Below are 13,381 nucleotides of genomic sequence, written 5' to 3'. Positions count from 1 at the left end.
TCCCTTGTTTGCGAAGTTCACTGTTCCATGAATGCCCTGGCCATGCTGTCGGCGATCGGCTTCGTCAGATAGCTGAAGAACGTCCGCGACTCGGTTTGCACCAGTATTTCGGCAGGCATGCCCGGCGTCGGCGTAAAGCCGTGCGCCTTCGCCAGTTCGCTTGCCGGCAAGCGTACGCGCGCCAGATAGACCTCCTTAGACGTGGGGCCGCTCATCTCAGGCAGCGCGTCGGCCGAGACGTAGTAGACCTCGCCTTCCAGAACCGGCGTGGTGCGCCGGTTGAGCGCGATCAGCCTGATCGAGGCCTGCTGCCCGACCTTGACGTTGTCGATGTCGGTGCGAGGGACTTGCGCCTCGATGACCAAAGGCACGTCTGAAGGCAGGATCTCGAGGATGGCCTTGCCGCTCTCGATGACGCCGCCGGCGGTGTGGTAATGCATGCGTATGATCGTGCCGGGCACCGGCGCATTGATGGTGACACGGCGAAGCACATTCTGCGCCTCGCGTGACTGCTCGCGCACCGCGTCCAGTTCGGCCTCCAGGCTCTGCAATTCCTGGAGCGCTGCCTGGCGGTAGGCGTCCTTCGTCTGGGTGATCTGCTGCTCGAACCTGACGATCTGTTCGCGGTTCTCGGAAACTTCCGCCAGCATCTTGCCGATCTGGCCGTCCGCGTCCGCCATTGCCCGCTGGATCGCCTTCACCTCGGTTCCGCGGATCAAGCCCTGGTCGAGAAGCTTCTTCTTGCCCTGGTATTCCTCCTTGAGGAATTGCAATTGCCGCCGGACCGACGAGATCTGCTCCTCAATCCCTTCGTTGCGGAATTCCATCGCCTTCTTGTTCTGATCGAACAGCCCTATCTCGCTGTCACGCTTGCGTTCCGCAGCCTCGAAGTTGAGTTGCTGGCTCTCCATGATCGGCGTGACTTCCGGGTCGTGCCGGTTGTCGAGGATGATCGATGGAAACTGGATCCCGGCGCTGCCTTGCACCTCGGCATTCAAGCGGGCGGCGATGGCCTCGAGCCTGGCCTTTCGCAGGAACAATTGCCGTTCGTTGGTCTGGGCGGCGGTTTCGTCAAGCCTGACCAGCGGCTGATCGAGGCTGACATGGTCGCCTTCGCTGACCAGGATTTCCTTGATGATGCCGCCTTCGAGATGCTGAATGACCTTGTTTTGCCCGGTGGCAACGAAACTGCCTTGGGCAACGATGGCGGATGCCAACGGCGCCGTGAAAGCCCATGTGCCGAAGCCGCCGAAGGCCACCGTGATGAGCAGGACGCCAAACATGGTCTGTTTCCAGATCGAGCGTGGCACCTCGGAGTACCACTGCATGTCGTGAACTTTTGCGATCTCGGTTGTCATTTTTGATTACCCGGCTACTGGATCTGATGACCAAACGCCCCGCCTTCGATGCTCAGCCCGCGGGTCGCCAATGCCTGCAGCACATCCTGGCGCATGCCGAACAGGGCGACGGTGCCGTTGACGAGCAGGAGGATCTTGTCGACGCTCTTGAGCAAGGATGGGCGCTGGGTGATGGTGATGACCGTGATCTTGTGTTCCTTGGCGTGCTGCAATGCGCGCTCGAGTGCCGCGTCACCCGCCGAGTCCAGGTTCGAGTTCGGCTCGTCGAGCACGACCAGGCGAGGATTGCCGAAAAACGCGCGGGCGAGGGCGACACGCTGCTTCTGTCCGCCGGAAAGCGGCGCTCCGTCGGCAGCCACGAAGGTCTCGTAGCCGTGCGGCAAGGTGGAGATCATTTCGTGGACGTCTGCCAGTGCTGCTGCCTGATAGATTTCGGCATCGGTCGCGTCATCGCGCATGCGGGCGATGTTGGCCTTGATGGAGGCCGGAAACAGCTGAACGTCCTGTGGCAGGTAGCCGATGTTCTCGCCAAACTGGCGCGGATCCCAGTTGCGCAGATCCATCAGGTCCAACCGAACGTTGCCTGATGTGGGCAGGATCGAGCCGACCAGCATCTTGCCGAGCGTCGTCTTGCCGGCGCCCGAATTGCCGATGATCGCCAAGGAGTCGCCCGGCGAAAGCGCGAACGAGATGCCGTTGAGCACGACGCGCTTGGTTCCCTGGGGCACGAAGAGAAGGCGTTCGACGTCGAGCCGGCCCTCGGGGCGGGGCAGATTCAATCGTTCGAAATTGAGTGGGGACGACTGCAGAAGCGAAGCAATCCTGCCGTAGGCGGCACGGGAATGCACGACCTGGTTCCAGCCCTCGATGGCGCCTTCGATCGGGCCCAAAGCCCGGCCGGCGATGATCGATGCGGCAATGACCATGCCGCCGGTGAGATGGCCCTCGATCGACAGATGAGCGCCCCAGCCAAGCATCGTCACCTGGGTCAGAAGCCGCACCGCCTTCGATATCGAAGCAAAGACGATGTTGCGATCCTGTGCGATCACCTGTGCGCGCAGGGAGTTTGCCGTGTCCTTGCCCCAGATCCGCACCGCCTCGGGAATCATGGCCAGCGCATTGATGATCTGGGAATTGCGCGACATCGAATCGAGATGGATGTTGGCTTTGCTCTGATGCGAATTCGCCTCGCCGAAGGCCGCCGCCGTCGCCCGCTGGTTGAGAAGCGTGATCAGCAGGAGCAGCAGCGCCGAGGCCATGACGATGAAGCCCTGGTGCGGGTGGATGAGAAACACCGCCAGCATCATGAAGGGAGCCATGGGCGCGTCGAGGAACGACAGCAGCGTGCCGGATGTCAGGAATGTCCTCAGCTGCTGCAGGTCACCCAGGACCTGATACTCTTTGCCGTTGCTGTTAAGGGAGGCTCTGGCCGCGGCACTGAGGATCGGTGCGCCCAGCTGGGCCGCGACCTCGACCGCCGTGCGCATCAGGATGAAGCGGCGAAGCGCATCGAATACCGCCTGCAAGACCACCGCGCCGACAATCACCACCGTCAGCATGATCAAGGTGTCGGCGGAACGGCTGGTAAGAACGCGATCCGAGATCTGGAACAGATAGATCGGGATCGCCAAGACCAGCACATTGCAGGCGACCGTGAACAGCATGACGATGAGCAGGTTTTTCTTGACCGCTCGCAACCCGGCTTTGAGAGAAGCGCCGAAATCGATCGGGCCGAGGCGTTTGTGAAAGACGCCGCCGCCGCCACCGCCTCCGCCGCGCCGGCCGCTGTCGTCGTCGCTGGGAGGCGACCCGCCGCCCTGGTGCGGTTCCTTGGCCTTTATCGGACCCGTGTCGCCTTCTATGACGATCATGCCCGGTGTTTTGGGGACGTCCTTCATCTCGGATGTTTTGGGAGAAGCAGGTGTCCGAGGCGCACCAGGTGTTCCGGGAGCACCAGGTGCTGCCTTGGCCAGCGGTTCAGCAGGCGATTGCAGCACAGGCTCCGGTCTGGCCGCTGGCGCGGCCGAAGCGCCCTGGTTCTCCGCCGTCGAAGCTGCCCTTGGCTCCGGCTTTGGCGCCGGCCGCGGGAACCTGCTCTCGCGTGGCGGGACGGGTTCGGGCGAGGCCGCGGCATTGATCTCCCTGGCGTCGGCCGTGATGCTCTGGCTTGGTTGCCGGGCCGGCTCCGGGCGGGCTGGTTCCGGGCGGGCGGGCTGACCGGAGGATTCAGCGGTCGCCTTGTCGCTGGCGGGCTCCGGCTTCGGGGTTGGCACGGTGGCCGGTGCCGGCGCGCCATCGGGACGCGCCTGGGCGGACGGGTCGCTTGAACGCGCGGTCGTCTGTCCTGCGGAGATCGCTTTGTCCTCAAGCCGCTTCTCCTGCATGGCAGGCGCGGGCGCGGCAGGATCGGCCGTCGGCTTTCTCGCCGTCACGGACTGTGGGTCCGCGGCTGGGGTCGCCGCCGTGCCGGCTGGCTTGATCTCGCCGCGGCTTGGCGCAGGCGCAAGCTTCGCTGCGATGGGTGGCGCCGATGCTCCGGCGGCTGGCGCCATCCTGGCCTGGGAGGCAGCGGCAGGCGGTTTGGCCTGCTCTGTTGCGAGGGTGCTCTTGCGACCAGCAGCCTCGGCTGCCTGATTGCGGGATTCCAGCTCGGCCTTCGCCGCCGGCTGGGCTGCGACGTCGTGCAGCTGGTCGACAACGGTGTCGATCGCCTTGATGGTCCGGTCGATAGCCCGCTCATGCTGGCGCAAGGCGTTCGAAAGTGTCTTGCGGGGTGCCGCGGAACTCGCGTTTTGCGGTGCCTGGTCGCCCTCCTGCAAGGCTGCTTCAAGATCCTCGGCAAACGTCTCCCAAGCCAGATCGCGCTCGTCGGTCATGATATCCCCCCGGATCTCAGATCAGGCCAAAATTGTCTGCATGCCGTCCGCCTGGACGTGGTCCGGCGTCGGCACGATCGGATGGTCTATCTGCGCGTCATCGTCGGTGGCGTCGTCGGCCAGGAAGGCAACCGCCTCGTTCACCAGCGCGTCCGGATTCTGTCCGCCGAGTTCCGGATCGCACGAGATGATGTCTGCCTGGATCAGGATTTCCTGCGAATAGTGCTCGCCGCCCACATAGGTCTTGTCGGTTCCGTCGACGTCGACGATGCCGGCAAAATTGGCCACCTGGTTGCCGCCTGTGGTGACTGTCCATTCCGCTTCGGGGTGGGCGACAAACTGGTTCATCGCCAAGGCAACCTGGTCGCTGTCGCCCAGCACGTTCGTCTGCGAGACGTATTGCACATTGAGCAGGTCGCCCGAAATGTAGAGAACCCGCAAGGTCGCGATACCGGCGAAGGCTTCGTCATTGAGGATGTCGCCGGGATTGCCGCCCTTGCCTGCCGCCATATCCTGGGCCGCCTGCAGATAGGAGGTCGGCAATGCCTCGAAATGGTTCTGCCCGCCGACATTGATGATCGTGGCGTCGTTCCACAGCAGGTTTCCGGCTGTCGAGTAGGATCCGGCTCCGGACGTCTCGAAGCCATCCACCGCGCCGATGAGGTCGTTGTCGATCAGGACGTTGAGCTGGTGGATGATGTTGGCGTCATAGATGTTGCCGCCGATGATGATCAGGTCGTAGTACTGGCCCAGCTGATTGATCGATATATCGTTTATCTGGGTGTTGTCGCCGGTGCTTACCATGGTCCTGACGCCGGACGAGGACAGGATCAAGGTGTCGTTGTCCGTCATGAAGCTGTATTGCTCGAGCCAGTTCATGATGATCAGGTCGCCGGTGACCTGCGTCACCACCCAGGCGGCGGGGAATCCGTCCGCCGCGGTTGGCGCTTCGCTGCCGGCCGACGGATCGATGTGCTTGAACATCGCGATGTTGAAGCTCTCGTCAGGCGCGTTGCCCAACGTCCACCCGTTCAGGCTGGAGCTGACCGCATCGGTGTCGCAGCGCGCGTTGATCTGAATGATGGCATTGATTTCATAGCTGTTTCCGACAACGGCGACGACAGACGTCGTTGTCCAGTTGTTCGTCATGACGGCCGAGTTGATCAGCGTGTTGCCGCCGGCGTCCAATTCGACACCAGGATTCAGCAAGCCGTTGCCCCAGCCCGACATGAAGTCGGAGGAGTCCGGAGGCGTGTTGTAGTCGTCCTTGTCGGCGCCTTCCTCGGCTCCGTCGGAGTCGTCGTTCTGTTCCTTGAGGATGTTGAGATGGTCCTCCGCCTTCGGCGCGTCGGCTTCGTCGATCAGCTGTCCGTTGACGTAGGTTCCTTGGATCGGCCCCGAGGCCGCGTCCGGGTGCAACACGAAAACGCTCGCTTCGCCATCATAGCTGTCGGAATAAGCCGCGATGCGCTCGCTTGCGGTGATGACCGTGGTGGCGATGTCCTCGGCGGAGCCTGGCCTTGCCAGGTCATCGAGCGGCGACAGTTCCGCCGCGGTGTGCATCAAGGACACCAACTGGCTGCCATCGTCGAGCGTCGGGGTGAATATCAGGCCGTGTCCGCCAGCGCCGACATAGTCGTTGTCGGACAGGCGGATCTCCTGGTTGATGTGAATGGCGACCTCGCCGGGCGGTTCGATGTGCGGCAGGATCATGTGGCTGCCGAACCCCGGCAGATGCGGGATCTGAAACAGGTGGTGGCCGGGGCTCAAATGGCCGGCGTTCGGAATTTCGGGAGGCGTGTACCAGAAGCTCGTGCTGACGGTGTACGGCACCATTTCCGGCTTGAGACCCATATACGGAACATGCGGATCGAAATCGTCCAGCGTGTAAGGCGCCTTGACGTTTATGTTCGTGTTGGGAAGGTCGGGGGTCTCCTCCTCGACGGCCTCGGCAATCTTGAAATCGTCGTAGGTTTTAAGCTGCCGTGCTTCCTCTACCGAGATTTCGAGCATTCCTATGAAATGCGAAATAGCTTCGGTGATCTTGTCCAGCTGCATGGAATACACGGTAGCCTCCGTATCTTGAGATCATTCGCGCTCGATCGGGCGGCATGTCTCCCGGATGGAAGGACTGCGCGGAAAACTCCGCGCAGCCCGTAGCTGTCTGACTTCCTGAGAAATCAGTCGTGCAACCAATTACGCACCAGTGTTGTCGGTGGCGTCTTCGCCAGTCAGCGTGTTGGTGAAGTTGCCGCCAACCACGGTCTGATCGACCAGGTTTTCTTGCAGGTTGGCGCCCATCACGATCTGCTGGTTGAAGGCACTGACGTCGATCAGGCCGTCGGCCGAAGCATTGCTGGTGCCGGTCACGAAGCCGTCATCACCATTGCTCGAGCCCCAGGTCCCGCCGTCGCCGCCGGCGCCACCATCACCATTGTAGGCGTAGCCGCCAGCACCACCGGCACCGCCGTCGCCAGCGAGGGTGAACCCACCCTTGGCATCGCCGCCGTAGCCATCGGCCCAGGCGCCGCTCAGCGCATTACCGCCGTCACCGCCAAACGCCCCTGCGAAGCCGCCGAGGCTGTCGCCACCGGTCGCGTCGCCACTGGTGGCCGTGCCACCGGTTCCGTCGCCGCCCGTGCCGCCAGCACCACCGGTGCCTGCGCCCACGCCTGCGCCGTAGCCTGCGCCATAGCCTGCTCCGAGGGCACCGCCGCCATAGGATTCGGAGTCGCCGCCATCGGCATCGGCGTTGCCGCCATCGGACTTGGCGTTGCCGCCGTCAGCATCGGCACCACCGCCGCCGCCGCCGCCGCCGCCACCGCCGCCACCGCCGGTGGCATCGCCAGCTTCGCTCTTGGCGTCGCCACCCTCACCGTAGTTCAGGAGCGACAGCTTGCCATCGACATCGAGGCCGTCGCCGCCGTCCGACTTGGCGTCGCCGCCGGTCACGTCACCGCCGTTGCCGCCGTCGCCGCCATTGCCGCCATCAGCCTTGGCATCGCCGCCATCAGCCTTGGAGTCACCGGCTTCCGCCTTGGCGTCGCCGCCGTCTTCCGACTTGGCATCGCCAGCTTCGGCCGCTCCGACACCGAGTCCGAGGCCGAGCCCGAGACCGAGACCGAGACCATCGCCGCCGTTGGCGTTGCCGCCATCGCCGGTGCCGCCCTTGGCGTCACCGCTATCGGCGTCGCCGGCCTTGGAGTCGCCGCCGTCGGCCTTGTTGTCGCTCTTGGAGTCGCCACCGATGGCCGCACTGAGCGCCAGGCCACCCTTGCCGTCGCCGGCTTCGATGTCGCCGCTCTTGGCGTCGCCGCCATTGCCGCCTTCGCCGCCGTTGGCCTTGGCGTCATCGCCGCCGTCGCCGCCACCGCCGCCAGCCGAGATGCCGTCGCCGGCCTGGGACTCGCCACCCTTGGCGTTCAGATCAAGCTTGAAATCGGCGTCGTTCTTGACGGTCGCGTTGTCGAGCTTGTCGTTGTCGTACATGTTGAGGGTCTGGTTGATGATCGACGCGGTGTTGGTTCCGGCGCCGGTCATCGAATTGTTCAGGATGTCCTTGAACGTGACGTCGTCACCAGGATCATAAGAGACGTTGCCGTCCTTGTTGTTGATCATGGTGTCGATTTTCATGTCGCCGCTGGAATAGATGTCGGCGAAATCGTCGTCCGAGTTTCCGAGCTCGCCTTCGAGCTTGACGCCAACATCGACGTCGACGTCGACCTTGGTCTCGTTGACGTTCTTGTTCTCGTTCGAGTTCTCGTTCTTGGACTCGTTCGCGTTCTTATTCTCGTTCTCGTTCTCGGACTTGTTCTCGTTTTCGTTCGAGGACTTGTTTTCGTTTTGGTTCTCGGACTTATTTTCGTTCTCGTTCGAGGACTTGTTTTCGTTTTCGTTTTCGTTTTCGTTTTTGGCGTCGTTGGTGTTCTGGTTCTTGTTTTCGTTCTTGTTTTCACCGTCGCTGCCGCCGATATCGAATTCGCTATCGACGATCTGCAAACCGAATGCATTGATGTTGTTCTTGTCGAGGTCGAGAGACATGATCGTGTCCTCAGTTGAGGCCGCGACTGCCGGACCGCATTCTTCTCTTACGCGGTCTTGAGCTGTTCGCGGACGTTGCGTTTAATGCGGTGAATGGATTGTCGGACCGAGGGGACTGAGGTCCGAAATCCGACTTTCATCATAAGCTTGCTTGAATACCTCCCGTTGACTGGGGAGGGGGCAGCTTGATCAGGCAATGCTCGGTCATCGCGCCGGATCCTCAAAGATCCGGTCGCTCAGCTACGGCAAGGCCTGGAGCTCCCCGCTCCTGTAGTGAACACGGGAAGTTTGTGGCCACGGGGGGTGAATTGTAAGCTGACAGTTCGGGCTAGCCCGTTCAATGGAATGGGGCGAAAGGTATTGCAGCCCTCTAATGAGCCTGAATTCCGCAATGATTTGCGGTCGCTGTCGTGCCGTTGGACGCCGCCCGCCTTCGAAGCGACGTGGTAAATCGGCAATAGCTCCTCCGAACTATATCAGGCAGGGCTAACTTAGTGTATAAGTCGTTAAGGCTAGCTGTTTTGCGGGGTAGAGGCCCGCGATATCGAAGAAGGAAAAAAACGAGACCAAACAGTGGTCTAAAGTGGTCTAGGTGGGGTGGCAACCATGTCAAACGTCAATGTGCGTAGCACCGTGGGTAGCGGTGTGGGAGAGAGTTGGGCTCGCAGAATTCTACTGACAGTTTCCTCGGCCGACAGCTTTCCAGAATGTCTTGTATACGCAATCGAGAGGGAATTTCCCTCCATAGCGGTGGAGCAGGCTACAAGCCTGGAAGCCGCATGCGCCACGTTCGAGCATCCCGTTTGCTTGATACTTGTCGACACTGAATTCCTGGACAGGATCGGCGACCATGCCGCCGATCTCATGCGGTTTCATTCGGCAGCACCTGTCGTTCTGGTGCAACACGACAGCCGCGCTCCCGTTTCCGTCCAGGAGGTCTTCGATTCGAAAATCGTGCGCAGTGTGCTGCCGATGGATCTGAAACTTGATGTCTGGCTTTCCGTCATCAGGCTCGTGCTTCGTGGCGGAGAGTATTTTCCGCTGGCCATGTTTCAGTCCCATGCGAAGGGCTTTTCCGACAAAGCTCCGGATGTCGGACGGGCTCTTCAAGCGACGAGCAGCGATGGCGGTTTCGATGAGATGGGCGAGCTGACCGAACGGGAATTTCAGATTCTCGAGATGGTCGCTCGTGGATTGCAGAACAAGATCATCGCCGCGGCGCTCCGTCTTTCCGAACATACGGTCAAGATCCATCTGCACAATATCATCACCAAACTCGGCGCCCACAACAGGACCGAGGCGGCTGCGATATTCCATGATCGAAAGGGTATGTTTCTCAACGACATGGAACGAGCAAGGCCGCCGCGCCTTTCTCAATCTTCGCTCTGAGTCGACGATGCCCCGCTTTCAGGAGGTCCTGCTCCTCGTTGGCCAGTTGAATTACACCTGGACCAATACTGAAAGCCTGCTGATTTATCTGATTGCCGGCTTGGCGAAGGTCGACAAGGAAACGGCAATCATCATTTTCCTGACGCTGAACACAACTCGGGCGCGGATCGAGCTGGTCGAGCGGCTGGCGAAGATGCCGAAAACGTTGGTGCCATGCCGCCAGGCAGTCCTGACTGTTACCGACAAACTTACACGTCAAGCGAAGTTGCGAAATAAATACAGCCATTGCATTTATTCGTTCGACGAAACCGGGAATCATGCAAGCACGCAACTGATGCGCATCGTGGATGGCAAGGACGAGGTAAGGTATGGCAAGATTGAAGAGATAGACGAAAAGGAAATAAATAAAATACACGAGTCTATCGAGCGCATAAGAGATATAAACAAAGATATTTGGTCAATTGTTGAAGAGAATTCGTTTCCGAGGTGAGGCGTACGTATCTTCGCGGCCACCAAAGCCCCCAGCTTCAGAAGCTCAGATAATCCCAGGTGGCCTCGCTGCAGGCGATCCGGGCAAGCTGCTGTTGCGCTCTTCGTGCGGGCCGCATCTACTCCGCGGCGCGCGCGGCATGCTGAAAGGTTTTCAACACAGTGTCGCGGAGGGCGAGAGCTTGGGCGTGGCCCGGCTCCAGCCCGATACAATCATCCAGACTTGCGAGCCCTTCTTCGATGCGGTCGAGCTTCACCAGCGCGAGACCGCGATTGTAGTGCGCCGCGGGCACATCGGGCCTGATAGCTATTGCCTGGCTAAGCTGCCGTTCCGCATCCTCATATCTCCGCTGCTGAAGACAAACCACGCCAAGGAGATAGCGGACATCAAAATGCCCAGGCTCGATATCCAGTATCTCGCTATACATCTTTTCCGCCTCAGCCAGGTTTCCGGCCTGGTGCAGGCGAGCGGCGGTGCTGAGATCTTGCGGCAAACGGGACCGGCGCGCGGTATCCAGTTGCTGAAGCAGCTGAAGTGCCCCGGCATGGTCCGGATCGGCATCCAGGATTTGCCGGCAGGCGCGCGCGGCGCCTTCTAGGTCGCCGGCCTGATGGAGCGCTTTTGCTCGCGCGAGCACGACGGGCAGGCCCCGGCCCTCCAGCCTGTCGCGAAGATTGCGGCGCGTCGCGGTGCTCACGAGAAGGCATTCGACCCTGCGCTCGAGACCGCCGAAATCATATTTGTAAGAAAAGTCCCCGGTCTGCAGATCATAGACGGCAAAGCCGTTCTGAATGGCCCAGCGTATGCTGTAGAGGTGAAGCGCAAAGCCGGGCGCCGGCTTTTTGATCTCGAGATCACGCCCATTGAGCATGCCGATCAGCGTCCGGTTTTTCCGATCGATCAAGGTGGCCTGCGCGCCGATCGGGTTGTCACCCTGCCAGAGGACGGGAAGGTAGAGGGCATCATCCTCGAAAGCGCACCGCAGCATGTTGCGGAAATTGGTCATCATGGCCTGCGGCAGGCCCGGGTGATACCGCGCCGCCAGCTTGGCGCCCCACTGGTTCTCCCAGAACTGAAGAAGCGTCTGCAGATCGCGTTCCAGCGTCGCGGCGGTGACATCGGCGACCCGATACTCGGCCGCATCGTCGATTGCCCTCAGCGTGCGCCTCGCGGTCTTGCGCGTCGCGGCGCCCAGCCTTTCGTTGAGGAATTCCTCCCAGTCGCCGGGCAGATTCACATAGACATAGATGTCATGATCGATGTGATCGCCGTCGTCCGGGCGCCTTACCTTGCCGGTCTGGAATTCGGGGGCCGCAAACTCCCCCAGAAAGGCGTCCAGCCGCCGCTGCGACGCAAAGATGTTCTCGAGGTGCAGCTTGGCCCAGTTCAGCTGCTTGGTGTGTTCGGCGAATGCGCGGATGACGGCATCCTGAACGTCCGGATCGCAGATGAAGCCGGCGTAACCGGCGAAGTAGCCGCCTCCGGTCCTCAGTTCGTTGTGGAATGCGCCGTCCCTGGCCCTCTCTGTTCGAAGCTGCAAGGGGAAAAAGCCGACATAGCCGGATGCATCGTCTTCTCTCGCGCCCAGAACAAGCCATTGGTAGCGAAGCCGCTTGAACCAGCCCGCCATCCATGTCCAGGACATGAAATACTGAGCTTCGGGATCCGCCTCATAGACCGCATCCCAATTGCCTCTCAGCTGAACGAGAGTATCGAAGCTATCGATGACATCCACACGCATGGCGTTTGACCTGTGCTCAAAGAGCGTCGGCAAGAGGCGCTGGTCGCGGTCTGAGCTATTTCCCCCGAACCCGTGGCAAAGCCAAGGCCGCTCATGGTCCCATGGCGGGACTGGCCTTGCAAGACGATCAAAGGATTGAGCGATCGGGAGACAGCCAGGCGCGAAATCCTGCCGTCAGACCGGCAGGCAAAACAGCCTATTTGGCCCGGGTAGCCGGTCGGAGCGGCTCAGCTTTTGAATCGCCAAATCGCTATAAATGTTTTTTTGCGCAATTCCGGACGGAACCCCGGTACGCTTTTCCTGAAATTGCCTTAGGAGTCGATCTGCGTCCACTTGCCGTTTTGCGACTGGGATTGCCGGGCAAAGTAGTGATAGGAGGTCTGCGACCAATTCCTGACGGCGCCGCTGCGATTGTCGAGGATCAGGTCGCCCTTGTCGGTGCGAACGGTAAGCACCGTGTGTCCCTGACCGCCAAGCGTCACGACCGTCAGCAGAAGGGCTGAGGCAGGCCAGCCGCGCTTCATGAGTTCGCTCTTCTTCAGGATCGCGAAATCCTCGCAATCGCCTTCTTTCGTCGGGATGCGCCAATCGTCGGCGCTGCCGGCGGAAGCGTCGCTCCGCTCTTTGATCCTGGCGTTGACGGAACTGTTCACGGCCTGCAGGTCAGCCCGGCGCGCCGGTGTGAGCTTAACCTGCTTTACCTGCCCGCCGGTGCTGCAAAGCCGTGGCTGCCGGGCGCAGAAGGGACGAAAGGCGGGCGGTGCAAAGGCATAGCCTTTGGTGACCATCATGGCCGCGCTGCCGGAGGTTTGCATGGTTTCACTGCAGCCGGCCATGGCCAAGGCTGCGGCAATGAGCGCCGCCAAACGAATCACGTTCCGTCCCCTCGAGTTCGTCGTCGGAGATCATGCTCGAGGAATATGGTAAATCAACGCTCGCCAATAGCGTTTGCACAGGTTCTAAAACAATGTATACTTAACAATATGTTTCCGATGGTCGGAAACTTTGATATAGCGCCCAGTTTGGGGACGGGAGCGCCTTTTTTCCCTTAGGAGGAAGAAATGCACCTGTACTCAACCTGCGCGAGCAGGGTTCGCACAACCTTGCTTGTTTCAACCGCCCTCGTGGCGGCGACTTTTGTACTCCCAGCAGCAGCACAGAATAGCCCCAGACCGCGGATGACGGCTGCGCAATGCCAGCCGCTGACGGAAGCCAACTACGCGCTTTGCTGCATCGCGAGCAATCGCAGCAGTATTCTGAGCCGTGCACAAATCGCAATGTGCCCACCCATCACGACGGCTCTCATCGCAGCCGCTCTCAGCGACGGTGAAGGCGGCGGCAGTGGTGGTTCAGGCGGCTCCGGTGGCGGCGGCTCCGGTGGCGGCTCCGGTGGCGGCGGCGATGGCGGCGGCGATGGCGGCGGAGATGGCGGCGGCGATGGTGGCGGCGACGGCGGCGGTGGCTCCGGTGGCTCCGGTGGTGGTTC

At 61.2% G+C, this 13,381-nt stretch carries 8 protein-coding genes; 2 read left to right on the top strand and 6 right to left on the bottom strand.

Features of this window, described 5'->3' with window-relative positions:
- Positions 1-17: 17 nt before the first annotated feature.
- From DH08_RS16065 to DH08_RS16050, 4 genes are all read right to left on the bottom strand, one after another.
- The gene (locus tag DH08_RS16065; RefSeq protein WP_192180232.1) at positions 18-1,358 is read right to left on the bottom strand and encodes an HlyD family type I secretion periplasmic adaptor subunit; all 1,341 of its coding nucleotides are present in this window, start codon (positions 1,356-1,358) and stop codon (positions 18-20) included.
- Positions 1,359-1,372: 14 nt separating this feature from the next.
- Positions 1,373-3,517 carry a type I secretion system permease/ATPase gene (locus DH08_RS16060; RefSeq protein WP_428338453.1) on the bottom strand — a complete coding sequence of 715 codons (2,145 nt, stop codon included), beginning with the start codon at positions 3,515-3,517 and terminating at the stop codon, positions 1,373-1,375.
- Positions 3,518-4,255: 738 nt separating this feature from the next.
- Positions 4,256-6,301, bottom strand: a complete 2,046-nt coding sequence (locus tag DH08_RS16055; RefSeq protein WP_192180230.1) for a type I secretion protein — start codon at positions 6,299-6,301, stop codon at positions 4,256-4,258.
- A gap of 129 nt (positions 6,302-6,430) precedes the next feature.
- Positions 6,431-8,275, bottom strand: a complete 1,845-nt coding sequence (locus DH08_RS16050; protein ID WP_192180229.1) for a hypothetical protein — start codon at positions 8,273-8,275, stop codon at positions 6,431-6,433.
- Positions 8,276-8,881: 606 nt separating this feature from the next.
- Between DH08_RS16050 and DH08_RS16045 the strand changes: the two genes are divergently transcribed.
- Together DH08_RS16045 and DH08_RS16040 are read left to right on the top strand one after the other, a co-directional pair.
- The gene (locus DH08_RS16045) at positions 8,882-9,664 is read left to right on the top strand and encodes a helix-turn-helix transcriptional regulator (protein ID WP_246800874.1); all 783 of its coding nucleotides are present in this window, start codon (positions 8,882-8,884) and stop codon (positions 9,662-9,664) included.
- Positions 9,665-9,671: 7 nt separating this feature from the next.
- Positions 9,672-10,154 (top strand): hypothetical protein, encoded by a 483-nt coding sequence (locus DH08_RS16040; RefSeq protein ID WP_192180228.1) that lies wholly within the window; start codon positions 9,672-9,674, stop codon positions 10,152-10,154.
- A gap of 118 nt (positions 10,155-10,272) precedes the next feature.
- Here DH08_RS16040 and DH08_RS16035 read toward each other — a convergent pair whose 3' ends face one another.
- Together DH08_RS16035 and DH08_RS16030 are read right to left on the bottom strand one after the other, a co-directional pair.
- Entirely contained in the window at positions 10,273-11,784 is a 1,512-nt protein-coding gene (locus DH08_RS16035) for a GNAT family N-acetyltransferase (RefSeq protein ID WP_246800873.1), read from the bottom strand.
- Between the two features lie 422 nt (positions 11,785-12,206).
- The gene (locus tag DH08_RS16030; RefSeq protein ID WP_428338451.1) at positions 12,207-12,731 is read right to left on the bottom strand and encodes a transglutaminase-like cysteine peptidase; all 525 of its coding nucleotides are present in this window, start codon (positions 12,729-12,731) and stop codon (positions 12,207-12,209) included.
- Between the last annotated feature and the right edge of the window lie 650 nt (positions 12,732-13,381).

This window comes from Mesorhizobium amorphae (assembly GCF_014843845.1).
Taxonomy (GTDB): Bacteria; Pseudomonadota; Alphaproteobacteria; order Rhizobiales; family Rhizobiaceae; genus Mesorhizobium; species Mesorhizobium amorphae_A.
Note: the sequence above shows the minus strand (reverse complement) of the source record. Positions and strands in the feature narration are given on the sequence as shown.

Coding starts and splice junctions, on each gene's coding strand:
- DH08_RS16065 (WP_192180232.1), bottom strand. CDS start 1,358: ATGACAACCGAGATCGCAAAAGTTCACGACATGCAGTGGTACTCCGAG.
- DH08_RS16035 (WP_246800873.1), bottom strand. CDS start 11,784: ATGGCGGGCTGGTTCAAGCGGCTTCGCTACCAATGGCTTGTTCTGGGC.
- DH08_RS16050 (WP_192180229.1), bottom strand. CDS start 8,275: ATGTCTCTCGACCTCGACAAGAACAACATCAATGCATTCGGTTTGCAG.
- DH08_RS16045 (WP_246800874.1), top strand. CDS start 8,882: ATGTCAAACGTCAATGTGCGTAGCACCGTGGGTAGCGGTGTGGGAGAG.
- DH08_RS16030 (WP_428338451.1), bottom strand. CDS start 12,731: ATGGCCGGCTGCAGTGAAACCATGCAAACCTCCGGCAGCGCGGCCATG.
- DH08_RS16040 (WP_192180228.1), top strand. CDS start 9,672: ATGCCCCGCTTTCAGGAGGTCCTGCTCCTCGTTGGCCAGTTGAATTAC.